Raw genomic sequence first — 19,757 nt, forward strand, 5'->3', positions numbered from 1 at the left:
GACATGGACAGCTCCGACGTACGCCAGATCACCGACTCCCGGGTCTTGGCCGCCATGTCCCACCCTCTGCGCCGCCGGCTGATGGACGTGTTCAAGGTCCACGGGCCCTCCACCGTCGGGCTGCTCGCCGAGCGCACCGACCAGGCCCCCGCGAACGTCAGCCACCACCTCAAGGTCCTCGCCGCCGCCGACCTGGTCACCGAGGCGCCCGAGTTGGCCCGGGACCGCCGCGAGCGGTGGTGGCGCCTGGTCACCCGGAAGCTGCGCTGGTCCAACGCCGACTTCGACGCCGACCCGGCCGCCCGAGCGGTGGCCGACGCCGCCACCTCGCTCAACCTGGACCGGCACGTCGCCCTGGCCCGGGCCTGGCACGCCGCCGACGAGAGCACCCAGGCCACCTGGAACGACGCGCCGTTCTCCACCGACCACTGGCTACGCCTCACACCCGAGGAGTTGGCCGAGCTGAGCCGCGAGATGATCGACGTCCTCGCGCGCTGGGCCGACCGGGAGCTACCCGACGACGACGCCGACCGCAGGCCGGTCTTCGTGTTCGTCCACGGCGTACCGGCCCGACCGTGACCACCGCCACCCGCGGCGACTCCACCGACGTCCGGCCGACCGGAGGGCTGCTGCGGCACCGCGACTTCCGGCTGCTCTGGGCCGGCCAGGCGGTCAGCAGCGTCGGCAGCAACGTCACCACTGTCGCGCTGCCCCTGGTAGCGGTCGCTGTCCTCGACGCCGGCACCTTCCAGGTGGCGGTGCTCACCGCCGCGGCCTGGCTGCCCTGGTTGCTGATCGGCCTGCCGGCCGGCGCGTGGGTCGACCGGCTGCCCCGCCGACCGGTGATGGTGATCTGCGACCTGCTCTGCGCGGTGGCCTTCCTCAGCGTGCCGCTGGTCGCCCTGCTGGATCGGCTCACCGTCGCGCAACTGCTGGTGGTCGCCCTCAGCGCCGGCACCGCGCGGGTCTTCTTCGAAACCGCCGACCAGGTCTACCTGCCGGTGCTGCTGCGACCCGGGCAACTGCCGGAGGGCAACGCCAAACTCCAGGCGACTCAGACTGTCAGCTACGTCGTCGGACCCGGCCTCGCCGGCCTGATCGCCCAGCTCATCGGCGCCGTCGCCGCACTGCTGCTGGACGCGCTCACGTTCCTGCTCTCCGCGGTGTTCCTGCTGCGCATCCGCACCCGCGAACCACGCGTACGCCCCGCGGAACGGTCCCGATCGCTGCGCCGGGACATCACCGAGGGCCTGCGTTTCGTCATCCGGGACCCGTACCTGCGGGTGCTGACGGTCTTCGGCGCGGCCAGCAACATCGGGCTGACCGGCTACCAGGCCGTTCTGGTGGTCTTCCTGGTCCGCGAGCTGCGTCTCGAGCCGGGGCTGGTGGGTGGGCTCATCGGCGTGATGAGCGCCGGCGGGATCATCGGCGCGCTGCTCGCCACCACTGTGGCCCGGCGCTGCGGCACCGCGCGGGCGCTGCTGATCGCGGCGGCGCTCACCGGCCCGCCCGCGCTGCTCATCCCGCTCGCCGCACCCGGCGTCGGGCTGGCCTGGCCGGCCGTCGGCGGTCTGCTGATCGGCCTCGGGGTGGCCATCGGCAACGTGGTCAAGGGTGCCTTCCGGCAGACCTACACGCCGCACCACCTGCTGGGCCGGGTGACGGTGAGCATGCACCTGCTCAACTACGGCACGATCCCGCTGGCAGCCGTGCTGGCCGGTGCGATCGGCGCACGTTACGGCGTCGGGACGGCAATCATCGTGATGACCGCCTGGCTGGCGCTCACCCCGTTGATTCTGTTTGTCGGGCCAATCCGGAGGCGGCGGGACCTGCCCGCCGCCCCGGCGGCGTCTTGAGTGCGCTGCGACGGCGGCCGGAGACCGGCCGCCGTCACCGGCACGGAGCTACATCGGGCGGACGTTGTCCGCCTGCGGACCCTTCTGCCCCTGGGTCACCTCGAACTCGACCTTCTGGCCCTCGTTGAGCTCCCGGTAGCCGCTCGAGGCGATGGCGGAGTAGTGGACGAAAACGTCCGGCCCTCCACCGTCCTGCTCGATGAAGCCGAAGCCCTTTTCCGAGTTGAACCACTTAACCGTGCCGGTTGCCATGCATCTCTCCCTGTTCAAAGCGGCTGACCCTCGGCCTCTGGCCGATGATCGCCCGTACCTGTTCGACAGTAACGGGCAAAACCCCGATCCGCTGGCCGAAGTGCCGTAGGTATTTGACTGAACTCGGGTGAACTCTGCGCGGCGGCATGTGAAACCCGCCCCGACCAACCGCCGCTGGGGCATGCTTGCGCCGATGAAGGATGCCGCAGCCGACGCGCTGACCGAGCTGGAACGCGAGATCCACGCACCCGGCGCCGGTCTGGACCGGCTCCGGTTGATGCCCACCCCGTTCGTCCCGGAGGTGCGGCTTCACCTGGCCGAGGACGCGATTGTCTGGTGGGCCCGGATGGAGGCCAACGCCGGACACACGCTGCCGGCGCCCTACTGGGCGTCCGCCTGGGCCGGCGGACAGGCCCTCGCCCGCCACCTCCTCGACCACCCGGAGCTGGCCGCCGGCCGCCGGGTGCTCGACCTCGCCGCCGGGTCCGGGCTGGTGGCCATCGCCGCCGCGCTGGCCGGCGCCGCGGAGGTGATCGCCAACGACATCGACCCGTACGCCGTCGCCGCCGTCACCCTCAACGCGCGGGCCAACGACGTCACCGTCGACGCCACCGGGGACGACCTGCTCGACAGCACCGACGCGAAGGTCGACCTGGTCGTCGCCGGGGACGTCTTCTACGACCGCGCGATGGCCGACCGGATGCTGCCCTTCCTTCAGCGGGCCGCCGCCGCAGGGGCCGACGTGCTGGTCGGCGACCCCGGCCGCGGACACCTACCGACAGACCGCCTGACCGTGCTGGCCGACTACCCGGTGCCCACCACCGAACCGTCGGTCGACTCGTCGCTCCGCCACGTCCAGGTGCTACGCCCCGCCTGAGGCGGACCCCGAGTCAGGGGCGACCCCGAGGCGGATACCAGGGGTCACTCGGGGCTACGACCCGATGTCCGAAGTGGTACCGCGGCCATAGCGTCAACGCATGACGCAATGGCTGGCCCAGATCGGAGAACTACCGATTCTGCTGCTGATGGGTGCGCTCGGGCTCGTCATGCTCTTCGACGCCGTACCCCTGCTGGGTGTCCTCGTCCCCGGCGACGTGGCGATCCTCGCCGCCGTCGGCGTCGGCCGCCCGAGCACCGGGCTGGCCACGTTCGCCGCGGTACTGATTGGCTGCCTGGCCGGCTGGTCGCTGAGCTTCCTGGTCGGCCGTCACTACTCCGACCGACTGCGCGACAGCCGCCTCGGCGGCTGGATCGGCGAGAGCCGCTGGACAGCGGCCGAAGGAATCCTGCGCCGCGGCGGCGGCCGGATGATGGTGGTCGCGCCGTTCCTGCCGGTCTTCAACGCGCTGCTGCCACTGGCCGCCGGCGGGCTGCGGATGTCGTACCGCCGATTTCTCGGCTGCGCGACGCTCGGCGCGGCCGCCTGGGCCGGTCTCTACCTCGCCCTGGGCACCGCGTCACGGTCGGTGGCCGGGCTGCTGCCGGGCGACCCCAGCCCACTGCTGGTCACGATGGGGGTCGGGCTGGTGCTGGCTTCCGTCGCGTTGCTGGGAGCGCGGCGGCGGTTGTTCTCCGTCGTTGGCTGAGTTTGTCTTCGTTCTGGGGGGCGCGGGGGGCTCTGGAGCCGGGTTGCGGTGGGGGCGGGGGGCCCGCGCCGTGCCCGGCTCCTGGGCCGGGCACGGCGGGCCCCCGCCCCCGTCGTGGTTCCGGCTCGCGCGCGGAGTGCCACCACCGCCGGCGGGGTTTTGATCTTGGTGGTTCTTGGTCGACGGGTGGTGATCTTGGTTGGTGGTGGGTTACCAGCCTCTGGCTTTCCACTGGGGGAGTGCGGGGCGCTCGGCGCCCAGGGTGCTGTCCTTGCCGTGGCCCGGGTAGAACCAGGTGTCGTCCGGGAGTCTGTCGAACAGCTTGTGCTCGACGTCACCGATCAGCGCCGCGAAGCGCTCCGGGTCCTTGTCGGTGTTACCCACCCCACCCGGGAAGAGACTGTCGCCGGTGAAGAGGTGCGGGGTGCCGGCCGGGTCGCGGTAGAGCAGCGCGATCGAACCCGGGGTGTGCCCCTTGATGTGGATGACCTCCAGCGCGCAGTCGCCGACCGCCACGGTGTCGCCGTCGGCCAGCCGCTCCGCCTCGATCGGCAGCCCCGCCGCGTCGTCGGCGTGCACCAGCGCCCGGGCGCCGGTCTTGGCGACGACCTCCTCCAGCGCCACCCAGTGATCCATGTGCTGGTGGGTCGTCACCACGGCGGTGAGCCCACCGGCACCGATCAGTTCGAGCAGCCGGGGCGCCTCGTTGGCGGCGTCGATCAGCACCTGGTCACCGGTGCCCGTGCAGCGCAGCAGGTAGGCGTTGTTGTCCATCGGACCCACAGACAGCTTGCTGATGGTCAGCCCGTCCAACTCCCGAACCGCCGGTGCGCCGCCGTGCGTGACGTCTCCGCTGTATGTCATGACGTTTCTATATCCATTCCGGTGGAGTAGGCAGGGGACCGTCAGGGGTGACGGAGAGCAGGGCGCCGTCGGCGCGGCCGATCAGCCAGGCGGCGAGGTCGGGGGCGGGACCGGCGACGACCGGGGCGTCCACACGCTCCCCGATCACCACCTCGTGCTCGCTGCCGTCGAGGCGCAGCACCATCGACGGCGGTGTCGGCCCCATGGCGTGATGACTGGCCGCCTCACGCAGCAGACGGTGGGCGAACGTCTCCGACCAGTCAGCGGCCCGGTAGTCGGCGGCCAGATCAAGGTGGTGCACCTCGATCTCCCGCAGCCGGCCCCAGACGAGCAGAGCCGCCGGCCACGGGCCCTTACGCGCCTGCACCGTCGCCGCCCAGGCATCGGCCGGCATCGCCGCGACCGCCTCGGAGAACAGGTCCGCGGTGCGTCGCAGGTCGTCCAGGTGCGCGGCCGGTGGCCGGCTCGAACCGGCTGCGATGTCCGCGGTGCGGGCGTCCAGCGAGGCGTACATCGGCAGCGCCTCCCCGGTGCGGGCAGCGGTGAGCAGGTTGACGAAGCCGTCGGCGTTGCGCGCCACGTGAGCCAGCACGTGGCCGCGCGTCCAGCCCGGCAGCAGCGACGCGGCGGCCAGATCCGCGGCGTCGAAAGAAGCGGCGGTACGCAGTAGTCGGCTGGTGGCCGCGTCCACCTCGCCCATCAGCAGCAGCGGATCCGTGGTCACCCGTCGACCCTAGCGGTCCGCCGTCGCGCCGTCGCCGGGGAAATCGCTTTCGGCGCGTCGGCGCGCGACCTACCGTCAGCGGCAGACGCGGCACCGGGACATCGGACGGAGGTGGTGATCATGCCGGACGTGGCACGCGTGTTCCGCCATCACCAGCTTCGATACCGATGAGGATGCCATGACGATCGATCTGACCGCCCTCGGCTGGGACGCCGAGCGGACGGCGTACGCCGCGCGACGCGGCGAGCACCAACCGGGTCGGGTGGCCCGGGTGGACCGGGGGGTCTGCACGGTGCTCACCGCAGTCGGCCCGGTCCGGGCCAGCCTGGGTGGGGCGGTGCTGACCGCCGCCGCGCGGGACCCGTCCGCGCTGCCCTGCGCCGGGGACTGGGTGCTGCTCACCCACTGGCCCGACCGCCGCCTCACGGTCGAGGCGGTGCTGCCGCGGCGAGGCGCGCTGATCCGGCGCACCGCCGGCAAGGACGCCAGCGGCCAGGTGCTGGCCGCCAACCTCGACGCCGCCGCAGTGGTGGAGCCGGTGCACCCCGAGCCGGACGTGGGCCGGATCGAGCGGCTGCTCTCCCTGGCCCACGAGTCCGGCGCCCGGCCACTTGTCGTACTGACAAAGGCGGACCTCGCGGCCGACCCGGCCGCGCTGGCCCGCCAACTGGCCGCCGTCGCCCCCGGGGTGCCGGTGCTGCCGGTCAGCGCCGAACGAGGCCTCGGGCTGGAACCGCTGCGCGCCGAGGTGGCTCCCGGCCGCACGCTCGGCCTGCTCGGCCCGTCCGGTGCTGGCAAGTCGAGCCTGGTCAACGCCCTCGTCGGGGCGGTGATGATGCCCACCCAGGCGATCCGGCGCGTCGACGGCAAGGGTCGACACACCACCACCTGGCGGGCCCTCGTACCCATTCCCGGTGGCGGTGCGGTGATCGACACGCCCGGTGTCCGGGCGGTCGGCCTGCTGGACGGCGCAACCGGGCTCGACCGGGCGTTCGCCGACATCGCCGGGCTGGCCGAGGGCTGCCGGTACGCCGACTGCGGCCACGACGGCGAGCCGGCCTGCGCGGTCCGGGAGGCGCTGCACACCGGCGAGCTCTCCACCCGTCGGTGGGAGAGTTGGCGGCGGCTGCAGGGTGAGGTGGCCCACGAGAGCCGACGGCGTGAGGCCCGGGTGGCGGCGGAGCGGCGCGGCGGGTGGCGTTCGGCCCGGCGTCGGGCCGCTCGTCCGCCGACGCCCGGCGGCTACTGAGCGGGCGCGCGTCGACGCGCGGGCGCCCGTGCTTGCGGGCGGCGCGGCCGACCGGGCTGAGCTGGGGGAATGTGCGGGCGAGGGAAACTGTCATACCTCGGGGCTAGAGTTGCCGAGGCGTGTTTTCCGCGCCCGCACGACCGCTCAAGACCACCCAGAGCGGGACAGATCCTTCGCTTCGTCTTCTCCCGGGAGTACACGCACCGTGGCCGACCGACTGATCATCCGTGGCGCGCGCGAGCACAACCTGCGTGACGTCAGTCTCGACCTGCCCCGGGACGCACTCATCGTGTTCACCGGGCTGTCCGGGTCGGGCAAGTCGAGCCTGGCCTTCGACACGATCTTCGCTGAGGGGCAGCGCCGCTACGTCGAGTCGCTCTCGTCGTACGCCCGGCAGTTCCTCGGTCAGATGGACAAGCCAGACGTCGACTTCATCGAGGGCCTGAGCCCGGCCGTCTCGATCGACCAGAAATCCACCTCGCGCAACCCGCGCTCGACCGTCGGCACCATCACCGAGGTCTACGACTACCTGCGTCTGCTCTACGCCCGCATCGGTGAGCCGCACTGCCCGGTCTGTGGTGAGCGCATCTCCCGGCAGAGCCCGCAGCAGATCGTCGACCGGGTCCTCGCGATGGCCGAGGGCACCAAGTTCATGGTGCTCGCCCCGGTCATCCGTGGCCGCAAGGGCGAATATGTCGACCTCTTCGCCGAGCTCCAGGCCAAGGGCTACGCCCGGGCCCGGGTCGACGGCGTGGTGCACCCGCTGACCGAGCCGCCGAAGCTCAAGAAGCAGGAGAAGCACACCATCGAGGTGGTGATCGACCGGCTCACCGTCAAGCCGAGCGCCAAGCAGCGCCTCACCGACTCGGTCGAGGCCGCCTTGGGCCTGTCCAGTGGCCTGGTCCTGCTCGACTTCGTCGACCTTCCCGAGGACGACCCGGACCGCGAGCGCCGCTACTCCGAGCACCTGGCCTGCCCCAACGACCACCCGCTCGCCATCGAGGACCTCGAGCCCCGGGTCTTCTCCTTCAACGCGCCCTACGGCGCCTGCCCGGAGTGCACCGGCCTGGGCACCAAGAAGGAGGTCGACCCGGAGCTGCTGGTCCCCGACCCGGAGCGCAGCCTGCGCGAGGGCGCCATCCAGCCCTGGTCCACCGGGCACAACCTGGAATACTTCCTGCGCCTGCTGGAGGCGCTCGGCGAGGCCCAGCACTTCGACATCGACACCCCGTGGCGGGCGTTGCCGGCGCGGGCGCAGAAGACGATCCTGCACGGCTCCGACGATCAGGTGCACGTGCGTTACCGCAACAAGTACGGCCGTGAGCGCTCCTACTACACCGGCTTCGAGGGCGTGGTGCAGTGGATCGAGCGCCGGCACTCCGACACCGAGTCCGATTCGTCCCGCGACAAGTACGAGGGCTACATGCGCGACGTGCCGTGCGCGGCGTGCGGCGGGGCCCGGCTCAAGCCCGAGGTGCTCGCGGTCACGCTGGCCGGCAAGAGCATCGCCGAGGTCTGCAACCTGTCGGTGGGCGAGTGCGCCGACCTGCTCGTCGGCATCGAGCTGACCGACCGGCAGAAGATGATCGCCGAGCGGGTCCTCAAGGAGATCAACGCCCGGCTGCGGTTCCTGCTCGACGTCGGCCTGGACTACCTCTCCCTGGACCGCCCGGCCGGCACGCTCTCCGGCGGTGAGGCACAGCGCATCCGGCTGGCCACTCAGATCGGCTCCGGCCTGGTGGGCGTGCTCTACGTGCTCGACGAGCCGTCGATCGGGCTGCACCAGCGCGACAACCACCGGCTGATCGAGACCCTGATCCGGCTGCGCGGGCTCGGCAACACGCTGATCGTGGTGGAGCACGACGAGGACACCATCCGCACCGCCGACTGGATCGTCGACATCGGGCCCGGCGCGGGTGAGCACGGCGGCAAGATCGTGCACAGCGGCTCGGTTCCGGCGCTGCTGAAGAACAAGGAGTCGATCACCGGGGCGTACCTGTCCGGTCGGCGGTCGATCCCGACGCCGACCGGCCGCCGCCCACAGGACCCGGCCCGCGAGCTGGTGGTGCACGGGGCGCGGGAGCACAACCTGCGCAACCTGACCGTCGGGTTCCCGCTGGGCCAGCTGATCGCGGTCACCGGCGTCAGCGGCTCGGGCAAGTCGACGCTGGTCAACGACATCCTGTACGCGGTGCTGGCCAACCAGATCAACGGCGCCCGGCTGGTGCCCGGCCGGCACACCCGGGTCTCCGGGCTGGAGCACGTGGACAAGGTCGTCGGCGTGGACCAGTCGCCGATCGGCCGGACGCCGCGCTCCAACCCGGCCACCTACACCGGCGTCTGGGACCACGTCCGCAAGCTCTTCGCCGAGACCAACGAGGCGAAGGTCCGCGGGTACGGCCCGGGGCGGTTCTCGTTCAACGTCAAGGGCGGGCGCTGCGAGGCGTGCTCCGGTGACGGCACCATCAAGATCGAGATGAACTTCCTGCCCGACGTGTACGTCCCCTGCGAGGTCTGCAAGGGCGCCCGGTACAACCGGGAGACCCTGGAGGTGCACTACAAGGGCAAGACCGTCTCGGACGTGCTGGAGATGCCGATCGAGGAGGCCGCCGAGTTCTTCTCCGCCATCCCGCCCATCCACCGGCACCTGAAGACCCTTGTCGACGTCGGCCTGGGCTACGTCCGCCTCGGGCAGCCCGCGCCGACCCTCTCCGGCGGTGAGGCGCAGCGGGTCAAGCTCGCGTCCGAGCTGCAGAAGCGCTCCACCGGGCGGACGGTCTACGTGCTCGACGAGCCGACCACCGGCCTGCACTTCGAGGACATCCGCAAGCTGCTGATGGTGCTGGAAGGGCTCGTCGACAAGGGCAACACGGTGATCACTATCGAGCACAACCTCGACGTGATCAAGACCGCGGACTGGCTGATCGACATGGGTCCCGAGGGGGGCCACCGAGGCGGCACCGTGCTCGCCACCGGCACCCCCGAAGAGGTCGCCGAGGTGGCCGAGAGTCACACCGGCGAGTTCCTGCGCCAGGTGCTCAAGCTCGACGGCAAGGCCAAGGGTGCGGCTGCCGCCACCACCCGGGCCGCCAAGGCCAACGGCGTGACCAAGGCGCGGGCCAGCCGTAAGGTGCCGGCCGCCGCGCGCTGACAACCTGTGCGTGTTCGAGGGGCGGGGTGGGTCGGTTGACGACCCGCCCCGCTCCATTTGCCGGGTCGGACGAATGCCGCGATGAACCATCCGGCACAGTTGCCCGTGTGGAGAAGTGTGGCCGGCTTTCGACCGGCGCAGCGGGCTAGAGAGAGGCGAGGCATGAGTGACGATCAGGCGCTGACCGGTTCGGGTACGCAGACACGTCGTACCCTGCTCACCGGCGTCGGGGCGGTCGGCGCGGCCGTCGTGCTGGCTGCTTGCGGCAGCGACGACGGCGGCAGCGGCAGTGACGCACCCACCAGTGGTGGTCCCGCCGTGCCCAGCACCGGTGACGCCGGCGGCGGCGACCGGCAGAATGCCCAGTCGTTGGCCACCACCGCCGACATCCCGGTCGGAGGCGGCAAGGTCCTCGCCACCGACGGCGTGGTCATCACCCAGCCCGCGGCGGGCCAGTTCAAGGGCTTCAGCCCGATCTGTACGCACCAGAACTGCCCGGTGACGAACGTCGACGGCGGCACCATCAACTGCACCTGCCACGGCAGCAAGTTCTCGATCGAGGACGGCTCGGTGAAGGCCGGACCGGCCACCAAGCCGCTGCCGCCCAAGGAAATCAAGGTCACCGGCGACCAGATCTCGCTGGCCTGACCCGACGCGGAGCCGGTGGGCTGCCCCGGCCCCACGTTGACCGGTCGGTCGGCCCGGCGTCGCAGGATCGACTCGCGTTTCGGGAAGTCGGGGTGTCAGCGGTGTGCCGACACCCCGACTTCCGGGACGCCGAGTGGATCACGCTTGCCGTGGGGTGTCGGTGCTGCGGACTAGGCTTGTTGGTGTGGCTGACCCCTCGACCTATCGCCCCGCACCCGGCACCATCCCGGAGCTACCGGGGGTCTACCGCTTTCGCGACGGCACCGGCCGGGTGATCTACGTCGGCAAGGCGCGAAACCTGCGCAGCCGACTCAACTCCTACTTCGGCGACGTCTGGAACCTGCACGAGCGCACCCGGCAGATGGTCACCACCGCCGAGTCGGTGGACTGGATCACCGTCGGCACCGAGGTCGAGGCGCTCCAGCAGGAGTTCACCTGGATCAAGCAGTACGACCCCCGGTTCAACGTTCGCTACCGCGACGACAAGTCGTACCCCTATCTCGCCGTCACCCTCGACGAGGAGTACCCACGGCTCCAGGTGATGCGCGGCGCCAAGCGCAAGGGCGTGCGTTACTTCGGTCCCTACTCGCATGCCTGGGCCATCCGGGAGACCCTCGACCTGCTGCTGCGGGTGTTCCCCGCGCGGACGTGCTCCGCCGGGGTGTTCAAGCGTGCCGGCCAGGTCGGTCGCCCCTGCCTGCTGGGCTACATCGGCAAGTGCTCGGCGCCGTGCGTGGGCACCGTCTCCGCCGACGAACACCGGGCGATCGTCGACGGGTTCTGCGACTTCATGGCCGGGCGCACCGACACCATGGTCCGCAAGATCGAACGCGAGATGACCGACGCGAGCGAGCAACTGGAGTTCGAGCGGGCCGCCAAACTTCGCGACGACGTGGCCGCGCTGCGCCGGGCCATGGAGAAGCAGACAGTGGTGCTCGGCGACGGCACCGACGCGGACGTCGTCGCGTTCGCCGACGACCCGCTCGAGGCGGCCGTGCAGGTCTTCCACGTCCGCGACGGCCGGGTCCGCGGCCAGCGCGGCTGGGTGGTGGAGAAGACCGAGGACCTGACCACCGGGGACCTGGTGCACCACTTCTGCACCCAGGTGTACGGCGGCGAGCACGGCGAGGCTGACGTGCCTCGCGAACTGCTGGTCCCCGAACTGCCCGCGGACGCCGACGCGCTGGCCGAATGGCTCTCCAACCACCGGGGCAGTCGGGTGTCGCTGCGGGTGCCGCAGCGTGGCGACAAACGCTCACTGATGGAGACGGTGGAGCGCAACGCCAAGGACGCGTTGGCCCGGCACAAGCTCAAGCGCTCCGGTGACCTGACCACCCGGGGCAAGGCACTGGACGAGATCAGCGAGGCGCTGGGCATGAGCACCTCGCCGCTGCGCATCGAGTGTTACGACATCTCCCAGATCCAGGGCACCGACGTGGTCGCCAGCATGGTGGTCTTCGAGGACGGGTTGCCCCGCAAGAGCGAGTACCGGCGGTTCATCGTCCGGGGCGCCACCGACGACCTCTCCGCGATGTCCGAGGTGCTCCGCAGGCGCTTCGCCCGCTACCTGGACGCCAGGGCCGAGACGGGTGAGGTGGGCGTGGAGTCCGCCGACGACGCGGCCGCTCCCCAGGACGCGGTCGAGCCGCAGGTCGGCGTCCTGATCGATCCGACCACCGGCCGACCACGGAAATTCGCGTACCCACCGCAGCTGGTGGTCGTCGACGGCGGCGCCCCACAGGTCGCGGCCGCCGCGCAGGCCCTCGCCGACCTGGGCATCGACGACGTGGCCCTGTGCGGGCTGGCCAAGCGGTTGGAGGAGGTGTGGCTCCCGGACGACGAGTTCCCGGTCATCCTCCCGCGCACCTCCGAGGGGCTCTACCTGCTGCAACGGGTGCGTGACGAGGCCCACCGGTTCGCCATCACCTTCCATCGGCAGCGCCGCTCCAAGCGGATGACCGAGTCGGCTCTGGACCAGGTACCCGGCCTGGGCGAGGTGCGCCGCAAGGCGCTGCTGCGGCACTTCGGCTCACTCAAGCGACTCTCGGCCGCAACTGTTGACGAGATCACCGAGGTGCCGGGGGTGGGGCGGCGCACCGCCGAGGCGATCCTGGCTGCCCTCGACAAGGACACGAAGGCCGGCGACGGCGCGGAGGCGAAGCCCAGCACCTGAGCACCGTCCTCGCTCGCCTGGTAGGAGGCGGCCGACCAGCTCACGCTGACTGCCCTCACTAGCCCCTTGATGGGCGGTCGCGCCCCGATGATCGTGCCCGATCCTGGATGTAGTGGCCACGTGGCATCGGGAGGGGTCTGTTTCCTGGATCGAGCACGATCATGCGAGGCGCGAGGTTCCGCACGCGCGTTTCCCCGTCCGGCCGCCGAACCGGGACGGCGGGTCGAGGGCACGGTGCACGGCGCCCAACCGCACGATGCTCTTGCCCCCGGCTGGGCCGGTCCGCAGGACGCTCTTGCCCCTGAATCGGTCCAGTCCGCGACGATGCCCTGCCCCCTGAGTCGGCCCGATCCGCGCCCACGCTCTGGCTCCGCGTCGGCCCGGTCAGGGCGCGCGAACGGCGCAGACCGGCATGATCGACTCGGCTTTCATGATGTCGGGGTGTCCCCGGCGCCCGGACACCGCGACTTCCAGGAACCCGAGTGGATCACGACGCCGTGAACGCCGTGTCGGGTTCGCCAGGTGGGCGGCGTGGATGGTTTGTCGGGTTTGGCCTCAGGTGTCGGGTGGTCGGGGCCACCCCGGCGGCGGAATCGTGGGCCGGGCCGGGTCGTTATACCTGGCAGACCGCCGCGACTCTCGGGTCGTGGGGCGCGGCAGCCGCCGGGAACATCCGCCAGGCCGCCCCGGTTACATCCCCCGCACGGCCGAGCACCACAACGGCCGGCCCCCGCGGGTAGGCGGAATGACCTGCCACCGGCAACGGTTACACCCTGTCCCGACGCCGACCCCCGTGCGGGTCACCGGGCAGAACCCCCTCGAACTTCCCCCCGCACGACCACAGCCCCCGAGGTTGTGTGGGCACCCCCGATGCAGAGGAGCACGCCATCATGCGTACCGATCTGATCCGTAAGACCGCCCTGACCGCCGCCGGCCTTGCCTTCACCGGCGGCGCCATCGCCGGCCCCGTCACCACCGCCTTCGCCGCGCCGAGCACCAACAAGCCCACGACGCAGACCCAGACCGACCGTAAGGGTCACGGTGAGCGGGAACTCGGCGTGCGCTACGAGGCACAGCCGAACTTCTACTACTGCGGCCCCGCCGCCACCCGCAACGCCCTGAGTGTGCAGGGCAAGAACATCAACGTCGACGACATGGCCAAGGAAATGGGCACCACCGAAGCCGGCACCAACTCCATCAACGACATCACCCCCGTGCTGAACAAGGAAACCGGCAAGACCAACGCCTACCGGTCCGTCGAGATCAGCACCCCGGATGCTGACGCCAAGCAGACCGACACGCTGCGCGCCGACATCGTCAAGACCGTCGACGACGGCCGGGCCGTGGTCGCCAACATCGCCGGCACCAGCACCGACACCACCGGCACCAGCCACTCCTACGAGGGCGGGCACTACATCAGCGTCGTCGGCTACCACGACAACGGCAACACCGTCACCATCGCCGACTCCGCCGACCCCAACCAAGCCGCCTACCAGATCAGCGTCGAGCACCTCGCGGACTGGATCGCCACCCGCGGCTACGCCACCAGCTGACCCCTGCACACCAGCACACACCGAAGGGCCGGACCCCACCACGGGACCCGGCCCTTCGGCATGACCTCAGTCGGTGGCGAGGACGGCCAGGATCTGCTCGCCGTACTTGGCGAGTTTGTTCTCGCCGACGCCGTTGACCCGGGACAGGTCGGCCAGTGTGCTGGGCGCGTCGCTGGCGATCTGTCGCAGCGTGGCGTCGTGGAAGATGACGTACGCCGGGACGCCCTGCTCCTTGGCGGTGGTCGCGCGCCAGGCTCGCAGCCGTTCGAACAGCGACGCGGCGGCCGGGGTCAGCTCGGCCACGACTGTGGACGCGCCGCGCGGCTTCGATGAGCGGCTCGATGCCGGCTTCTCCGGCTCGCGGCGCATGGTGACAGTGCGGCGGCGACCGAGGACGTCGGCGCTCGCCTCGGTCAGCGCCAGCGTGCCGTAGTCGCCCTCCACGGCGAGGAGCCCTTCGGCGAGCAGTTGCCGGACCACGCCCCGCCACTCGGCCTCGCTGTGCTCGGCGCCGATGCCGAAGACGGTCAGCGAGTCGTGACCGTACTGGCTGATCTTGTCGGTCTGCTTGCCGAGCAGGATGTCGATGCAGTGCCCGGCGCCGAAGCGCTGGTTGCGTTCGCGGTCGAGGCGGAAGACCGCGGAGAGCAACTTCTGGGCGGCGACGGTGCCGTCCCAGGACTCGGGTGGGGTGAGGCAGGTGTCGCAGTTGCCGCAGGCGGCCGTCGACGTCTCGCCGAAGTATTCGAGCAGTTGGACCCGCCGGCAGCGCACCGTCTCGCAGAGGGCGAGCATCGCGTCCAGGTGCGAGGCCAGGTTGCGGCGGTGGGCGAGGTCGCCGTCGGACGTCTCGATCATCTTGCGTTGCTGGACCACGTCCTGAAGCCCGTACGCCAGCCAGGCGGTGGACGGCAGGCCGTCCCGGCCGGCGCGGCCGGTCTCCTGGTAGTAGCCCTCGACGGACTTGGGCAGGTCGAGGTGGGCGACGAACCTGACGTCGGGCTTGTCGATGCCCATGCCGAAGGCGATGGTGGCCACCATGACCAGGCCGTCTTCCCGCAGGAAGCGCTGCTGGTTGCGAGCGCGGGTGCCCGCGTCCAACCCCGCGTGGTACGGCAGCGCGGCGACCCCGTTGGCGGTGAGGAACTCCGCCGTCTTGTCGACCGAGGCCCGGGACAGGCAGTAGACGATGCCGGCGTCGCCGGGGTGCTCGTCGCGCAGCAGGGTCAGCAGCTGCTTGCGGGGCTCCCGTTTGGGCACGATCCGGTACTGGATGTTGGGCCGGTCGAAGCTGGCCACGAAGTGCCGGGCGTCGTCGAGGTTGAGCCGGGTCGCGATCTCGGTGCGGGTGGCGCTGGTCGCGGTGGCGGTCAGGGCGATGCGGGGCACCTCCGGCCAGCGTTCGTGCAGCATCGACAGCGCGAGGTAGTCGGGGCGGAAGTCGTGCCCCCACTGGGACACGCAGTGCGCCTCGTCGATAGCGAACAGGGAGATGCGCCCCCGGTCGAGCAGGGCGAGGGTGGACCGGACGCCGAGCGCCTCCGGGGCCAGGTAGAGCAGGTCCAGCTCGCCGGCGACGAAGGCGGCCTCCACCCGCCGCCGGGCGTCCAGGGTCTGGGTCGAGTTGAGGAACCCGGCGCGTACGCCGACCGCGGTGAGGGCGTCCACCTGGTCCTGCATGAGCGCGATCAGCGGGGACACGACGACGGCGACCCCGTCGCGGACCAGGGCCGGGATCTGGTAGCACAGGGACTTGCCGCCACCGGTGGGCATCAACACCAGCGCGTCGCCGCCAGCGACCACATGGTCGATCACGTCCTGCTGGAAACCACGGAACGCGTCGTAACCGAAGACCCGGCCCAGCACGTCCAGGGCGTCGGAGGCGGTACGCAGGTCGGTGGGAGCCATCCGGGGAGTCTACGAGCCGACCCCGACAGCGCCCGCCCGGCGCACCCGGGTCGGGTGGACCGGACGGGCGACGCGGTCAGCCGGGCTGGCTGGACCGGTTGGCCAGGCCGCGTGGCGGTGCCTTCATCCCGACCACGATGTCGACGATCTCGATGTAGCGGGCCTTGTTGCCCATGCGGAAGGCGGTGGCCGCCGCGTTGATCTCCTCGAGGGTGTCGGCCTCGACCATGGTGACCTGGTCGTACTTGCCGTTCACCCCGGTGCAGACGACGTGGGTGAGCTGCTTGGCGAAGCGGCCCAGGTCGCGGGCGTGCTCGGCGGAGATCTCGTGGATGCCCTCGCGGCCGAGGGCGAAGTACTCGGGGCTGATTCGCATGAACAGGAAGCCGACGTACTTGTTCTTGTCCGCCAGGTCGTGCATCGCACCCTCCAGATATCGGTCTGACCTGCGACGATCACGTTGAGCGTATTGACAATTACTGATCGTCATCAAGTGTGCGCGCTGTCGGGAGGGCGACCCTCGAGACGGTCCGCGGGCGCCGCCCGGCCACGGGTGCCGGGCCGCGACCCGGTGGCGGGATAGAGTCGCTGATTGACCAATCGCGGCCAGGGCGGCCGCGGCGCCACGGCTTGGGGGTACGGGTGAGCGAGGCGCGCACAGCCGGTGACCGGATCGACGGCCCGGATGCCGATGACGAGCAGGTGGCGGCCGAGTCGGAGACCACCCTCGTGGTGGTCACCGGCCTCTCCGGAGGTGGCCGCAGCACTGTGGCACGGGCGTTGGAGAACGTCGGCTACTACGTCGTGGACAACCTGCCGCAGGCCTTGATGCTGGACATGGCCGAGCTGGCGTTCAAGGCGGGCGGCGCGGCCCGGCGTACCGCGATGGTGCTGGACGTGCGGTCGCGGGCCTTCTCCACGGACCTGGCCGGGGCGATCCGGGAGCTCAAGGAGCGCGGGTTCTCGCCTCGGGTGGTCTTCGTCGACGCCGACGACGAGGTGTTGATCCGGCGGTTCGAGAGTGTTCGGCGTTCGCACCCGTTGCAGGGTGACGGGCGGCTGGCCGACGGCATCGCTGTGGAGCGCGGTCTGTTGGAGGAGGCCCGCGACCAGGCCGACGTGATCATCGACACCAGCCACCTGAACGTCAACCAGCTCCGGCGGCGCATCGAGGAGCTGTTCGGCGGCGAGGACGCCCGGCGGCTACGGGTCACCGTGCTGTCGTTCGGCTTTAAGTACGGCCTGCCACCGGACGCCGATTTCGTGTTGGACGCCCGCTTCCTGCCGAATCCGTACTGGGTGCCGGAGTTGCGGGAGCACACCGGGCGGGAGGAGGCGGTCAGCGCGTACGTGCTGGGCCAGGAGGGTGCGGACGCCTTCGTCGCCTCGTACGCCGACCTGGTCAACGCCACCACGACCGGCTTCGAGCGGGAGGGCAAGCGGTACCTCACCGTGGCCGTGGGCTGCACCGGCGGCAAGCACCGCAGCGTGGCCATCGCCGAGGAGTTGGCCAGCCGACTGCGTCACTCCGGGTTGGCGGCGAACGCCCAGCACCGCGACCTGGGGCGGGAATGACGGCGCGGCGGGTGGTGGCGTTCGGCGGCGGGCACGGGCTATCCGCCTCGTTGCGTGCGCTGCGCCACTGCGCTCCGGAACTCGACCTCGACATCACAGCGGTGGTCACGGTGGGTGACGACGGCGGCTCCAGTGGTCGGCTGCGGGCCGAGCGGGGTGGCCTGCCGCCGGGAGATCTGCGCCAGGCGCTGGTGGCGTTGGCCGGGGACCACCCGGCCACCCGGCGCAGCGCCGGGCTGTTCCAGCACCGCTTCGCCTCCGTACCGGTGGGCGTACCCGGATCTGGAGCGACCGGCCCGGGCCCGGCGGCGGGCGGCGACCCGGACCGGGACGGCGCGGCCCGGCGCGGCACCGACGGGGCGTCGGCCGGGACCGACGGTCTGACCGGGCACGCGGTGGGCAACCTGGTGCTCTGCGGCCTCATGGAGTTGCTGGGCGACCCGGTGGCCGCGCTGGAGCACGCCGGCGCGATGCTCGGCGCGGTGGGCCGGGTGTTGCCGATGTCCCGCCAACCGGTCGGCATCGAGGCGCGGGTACGCGGTGCCGACCCGGCCGCCCCGGACGAGGTGCGCACGGTCAGTGGCCAGCACCAGGTGGCCGTCACCACCGGGCGGGTCGAGTCGCTGCGCCTCACCCCGAGCGCCCCACCGGCCTGCGCCGAGGCCATCGAGGCGATCCGGGCGGCCGATTGGTTGATCTTCGGGCCGGGTAGTTGGTACACGAGTGTGCTTCCGCACCTGCTGGTGCCGCAGTTGGCCGACGCGATCGTGTCCACCTCGGCCCGGCGGCTGGTCACGCTGAACCTCGCGGCGGAGAAGGAGACCCTCGGGCTCTCCGTCGCTGATCATCTCGCGGCGCTGCACTGGTACCTGCCCGAGCTCAAGGTGGATCTTGTGCTTGCCGATGCCAAGGCGGTGGGTGACCCCGAACCGGTCGAACGTGCGGCAGAATCGCTGGGTGCCCGCCTGGTCCTCGCCCCCGTCGCCGTTGTCGACGGGACTCCCCGCCATGATCCGGCTGCCCTGGGCGCCGCGCTGGTGCCTGTCCTGGGCGCCGATCGTTAGACACGTACGTAATCTCCGGCGACACGCCGGAACAGGTCCGTGAGGGGACGCACAATGGCGATGACGGCCGCGGTCAAGGACGAGCTGAGTCGGGTCGACGTGCCCAAGCCCTGCTGTCGGCGGGCGGAGATGGCCGCGCTGCTGCGCTTCGCCGGCGGGCTGCACATCGTTTCCGGCCGCGTGGTGGTGGAGGCTGAACTGGACACCGGGGCGGTGGCCCGGCGGCTGCGCCGGGAGGTCGCCGAGGTCTACGGCTACCCCAGCGAGATCCACGTGCTGGCCTCCGGTGGGCTGCGCAAGGGCAGCCACTTCATCGTGCGGGTGGTCAAGGACGGCGAGGCCCTCGCGCGGCAAACCGGCCTGCTCGACGTGCGGGGTCGCCCGGTTCGCGGGCTGCCTCCGCACGTGGTGGCGGCCAACGTCTGCTGCGCGGTCTCCGCGTGGCGGGGCGCGTTCATGGCCCATGGCTCGCTCACCGAGCCGGGTCGCTCCAGCGCTCTGGAGATCACCTGCCCGGGGCCGGAGTCGGCGCTGGCGCTGGTCGGCGCGGCCCGCCGCATCGGCATCACAGCGAAGAACCGCGAGGTACGCGGGGTGGACCGGGTGGTCGTCAAGGACGGTGACGCGATCGCCGCGCTGCTCACCCGGATCGGCGCGCACTCCAGCGTGCTGGCCTGGGAGGAGCGCCGGGTACGCCGCGAGGTGCGGGCCACCGCCAACCGGCTCGCCAACTTCGACGACGCCAATCTGCGCCGTTCGGCGCGGGCGGCGGTCGCCGCGGCCGCCCGGGTCACCCGTGCGCTGGAGATCCTCGCCGACGAGGCGCCCAACCACCTGACCGACGCCGGTCGGCTGCGTCTGGAGCACCGGCAGGCGTCGCTGGAGGAGTTGGGAGCCCTGGCCGACCCCCCGCTGACCAAGGACGCCATCGCGGGGCGGATCCGAAGGCTCCTGGCGCTGGCCGACAAGCGGGCCCGCGACCTTGGCATCCCGGATACGGAAGCAGCCGTCACGCCCGACATGCTCGTGGTCTGATAGGACGGTGGGGCCGCACGGTGCGCCCCGGGTGCACGACCCGGCGCAGCGTGGTCTCGCACGCTCGGATAGGGTCGCTGCGTACGGCAAGGGGGCCGACACCGGCACTCCTCGTCGTG

17 protein-coding genes are annotated in these 19,757 nt (G+C 71.3%); 12 read left to right on the forward strand and 5 right to left on the reverse strand.

What is annotated here, in order from left to right; translation table 11 throughout:
* The first annotated feature begins 3 nt into the window (after nucleotides 1-3).
* Nucleotides 4-579 (forward strand): ArsR/SmtB family transcription factor, encoded by a 576-nt coding sequence (locus ACLJOK_RS03085; RefSeq protein ID WP_410815990.1) that lies wholly within the window; start codon nucleotides 4-6, stop codon nucleotides 577-579.
* A complete protein-coding gene (locus ACLJOK_RS03090; RefSeq protein WP_410815991.1) occupies nucleotides 576-1,856 on the forward strand; it encodes an MFS transporter in 1,281 nt (426 codons plus the stop codon). Before ACLJOK_RS03085 ends, ACLJOK_RS03090 begins: the two co-directional genes overlap by 4 nt.
* Nucleotides 1,857-1,904: 48 nt before the next feature.
* Here ACLJOK_RS03090 and ACLJOK_RS03095 read toward each other — a convergent pair whose 3' ends face one another.
* On the reverse strand, nucleotides 1,905-2,108 hold the full coding sequence (locus ACLJOK_RS03095) for a cold-shock protein (protein ID WP_007462771.1): 204 nt from the start codon (nucleotides 2,106-2,108) through the stop codon (nucleotides 1,905-1,907).
* 193 nt (nucleotides 2,109-2,301) lie between these two features.
* Between ACLJOK_RS03095 and ACLJOK_RS03100 the strand changes: the two genes are divergently transcribed.
* Complete coding sequence (locus ACLJOK_RS03100) at nucleotides 2,302-2,985, forward strand: class I SAM-dependent methyltransferase (protein ID WP_410815993.1); 684 nt, start codon at nucleotides 2,302-2,304, stop codon at nucleotides 2,983-2,985.
* A gap of 100 nt (nucleotides 2,986-3,085) precedes the next feature.
* Nucleotides 3,086-3,694: a DedA family protein gene (locus ACLJOK_RS03105; RefSeq protein WP_410815995.1), complete on the forward strand. Its 609-nt coding sequence runs from the start codon at nucleotides 3,086-3,088 to the stop codon at nucleotides 3,692-3,694.
* Between the two features lie 210 nt (nucleotides 3,695-3,904).
* Here the strand turns inward: ACLJOK_RS03105 and ACLJOK_RS03110 are convergent, their stop codons facing one another.
* Both ACLJOK_RS03110 and ACLJOK_RS03115 read right to left on the reverse strand, forming a co-directional pair.
* Nucleotides 3,905-4,558, reverse strand: a complete 654-nt coding sequence (locus ACLJOK_RS03110) for an MBL fold metallo-hydrolase (protein WP_410815997.1) — start codon at nucleotides 4,556-4,558, stop codon at nucleotides 3,905-3,907.
* A 7-nt stretch (nucleotides 4,559-4,565) separates the two neighbouring features.
* A complete protein-coding gene (locus tag ACLJOK_RS03115) occupies nucleotides 4,566-5,282 on the reverse strand; it encodes a maleylpyruvate isomerase family mycothiol-dependent enzyme (RefSeq protein WP_410815999.1) in 717 nt (238 codons plus the stop codon).
* A gap of 178 nt (nucleotides 5,283-5,460) precedes the next feature.
* Between ACLJOK_RS03115 and rsgA the strand changes: the two genes are divergently transcribed.
* The 5 genes from rsgA to ACLJOK_RS03140 all read left to right on the forward strand — a co-directional run bounded on the left by rsgA (nucleotide 5,461) and on the right by ACLJOK_RS03140 (nucleotide 14,056).
* Nucleotides 5,461-6,531 (forward strand): ribosome small subunit-dependent GTPase A, encoded by a 1,071-nt coding sequence (gene rsgA, locus ACLJOK_RS03120; RefSeq protein WP_410816000.1) that lies wholly within the window; start codon nucleotides 5,461-5,463, stop codon nucleotides 6,529-6,531.
* Nucleotides 6,532-6,736: 205 nt separating this feature from the next.
* Entirely contained in the window at nucleotides 6,737-9,682 is a 2,946-nt protein-coding gene (gene uvrA, locus ACLJOK_RS03125) for an excinuclease ABC subunit UvrA (RefSeq protein WP_410816001.1), read from the forward strand.
* 162 nt (nucleotides 9,683-9,844) lie between these two features.
* The gene (locus tag ACLJOK_RS03130; RefSeq protein ID WP_410816003.1) at nucleotides 9,845-10,330 is read left to right on the forward strand and encodes a Rieske (2Fe-2S) protein; all 486 of its coding nucleotides are present in this window, start codon (nucleotides 9,845-9,847) and stop codon (nucleotides 10,328-10,330) included.
* A gap of 184 nt (nucleotides 10,331-10,514) precedes the next feature.
* The gene (uvrC, locus tag ACLJOK_RS03135; protein WP_410816005.1) at nucleotides 10,515-12,503 is read left to right on the forward strand and encodes an excinuclease ABC subunit UvrC; all 1,989 of its coding nucleotides are present in this window, start codon (nucleotides 10,515-10,517) and stop codon (nucleotides 12,501-12,503) included.
* Nucleotides 12,504-13,393: 890 nt separating this feature from the next.
* Entirely contained in the window at nucleotides 13,394-14,056 is a 663-nt protein-coding gene (locus ACLJOK_RS03140; protein WP_410816007.1) for a C39 family peptidase, read from the forward strand.
* A gap of 66 nt (nucleotides 14,057-14,122) precedes the next feature.
* Here the strand turns inward: ACLJOK_RS03140 and recQ are convergent, their stop codons facing one another.
* Together recQ and ACLJOK_RS03150 are read right to left on the reverse strand one after the other, a co-directional pair.
* Nucleotides 14,123-15,964 (reverse strand): DNA helicase RecQ, encoded by a 1,842-nt coding sequence (recQ, locus tag ACLJOK_RS03145; RefSeq protein WP_410816008.1) that lies wholly within the window; start codon nucleotides 15,962-15,964, stop codon nucleotides 14,123-14,125.
* Between the two features lie 76 nt (nucleotides 15,965-16,040).
* On the reverse strand, nucleotides 16,041-16,385 hold the full coding sequence (locus ACLJOK_RS03150) for a hypothetical protein (RefSeq protein WP_091403656.1): 345 nt from the start codon (nucleotides 16,383-16,385) through the stop codon (nucleotides 16,041-16,043).
* A gap of 251 nt (nucleotides 16,386-16,636) precedes the next feature.
* Here ACLJOK_RS03150 and rapZ point away from each other — a divergent pair, with 251 nt between their 5' ends.
* The 3 genes from rapZ to whiA are packed head-to-tail and all read left to right on the forward strand — an operon-like array spanning nucleotide 16,637 to nucleotide 19,638.
* Nucleotides 16,637-17,539, forward strand: a complete 903-nt coding sequence (gene rapZ, locus ACLJOK_RS03155; RefSeq protein WP_238681786.1) for an RNase adapter RapZ — start codon at nucleotides 16,637-16,639, stop codon at nucleotides 17,537-17,539.
* Nucleotides 17,536-18,603: a gluconeogenesis factor YvcK family protein gene (locus ACLJOK_RS03160; RefSeq protein ID WP_410816010.1), complete on the forward strand. Its 1,068-nt coding sequence runs from the start codon at nucleotides 17,536-17,538 to the stop codon at nucleotides 18,601-18,603. Before rapZ ends, ACLJOK_RS03160 begins: the two co-directional genes overlap by 4 nt.
* A 54-nt stretch (nucleotides 18,604-18,657) precedes the next feature.
* Entirely contained in the window at nucleotides 18,658-19,638 is a 981-nt protein-coding gene (gene whiA / locus ACLJOK_RS03165) for a DNA-binding protein WhiA (protein ID WP_210785006.1), read from the forward strand.
* Nucleotides 19,639-19,757: the final 119 nt, after the last annotated feature.

Origin of the sequence: Micromonospora sp. 050-3, from assembly GCF_046549335.1 — a bacterium.
Lineage (GTDB): Bacteria > Actinomycetota > Actinomycetes > Mycobacteriales > Micromonosporaceae > Micromonospora > Micromonospora trifolii.

Bases quoted from the DNA above. Each gene is read 5' to 3' on its own strand.
- ACLJOK_RS03130 (WP_410816003.1), top strand. From the start codon at position 9,845: ATGAGTGACGATCAGGCGCTGACCGGTTCGGGTACGCAGACACGTCGT.
- ACLJOK_RS03085 (WP_410815990.1), top strand. From the start codon at position 4: ATGGACAGCTCCGACGTACGCCAGATCACCGACTCCCGGGTCTTGGCC.
- ACLJOK_RS03110 (WP_410815997.1), bottom strand. From the start codon at position 4,558: ATGACATACAGCGGAGACGTCACGCACGGCGGCGCACCGGCGGTTCGG.
- rsgA (WP_410816000.1), top strand. From the start codon at position 5,461: ATGACGATCGATCTGACCGCCCTCGGCTGGGACGCCGAGCGGACGGCG.
- ACLJOK_RS03095 (WP_007462771.1), bottom strand. From the start codon at position 2,108: ATGGCAACCGGCACGGTTAAGTGGTTCAACTCGGAAAAGGGCTTCGGC.
- ACLJOK_RS03100 (WP_410815993.1), top strand. From the start codon at position 2,302: ATGAAGGATGCCGCAGCCGACGCGCTGACCGAGCTGGAACGCGAGATC.
- recQ (WP_410816008.1), bottom strand. From the start codon at position 15,964: ATGGCTCCCACCGACCTGCGTACCGCCTCCGACGCCCTGGACGTGCTG.
- ACLJOK_RS03150 (WP_091403656.1), bottom strand. From the start codon at position 16,385: ATGCACGACCTGGCGGACAAGAACAAGTACGTCGGCTTCCTGTTCATG.
- ACLJOK_RS03105 (WP_410815995.1), top strand. From the start codon at position 3,086: ATGACGCAATGGCTGGCCCAGATCGGAGAACTACCGATTCTGCTGCTG.
- ACLJOK_RS03160 (WP_410816010.1), top strand. From the start codon at position 17,536: ATGACGGCGCGGCGGGTGGTGGCGTTCGGCGGCGGGCACGGGCTATCC.
- whiA (WP_210785006.1), top strand. From the start codon at position 18,658: ATGGCGATGACGGCCGCGGTCAAGGACGAGCTGAGTCGGGTCGACGTG.
- ACLJOK_RS03140 (WP_410816007.1), top strand. From the start codon at position 13,394: ATGCGTACCGATCTGATCCGTAAGACCGCCCTGACCGCCGCCGGCCTT.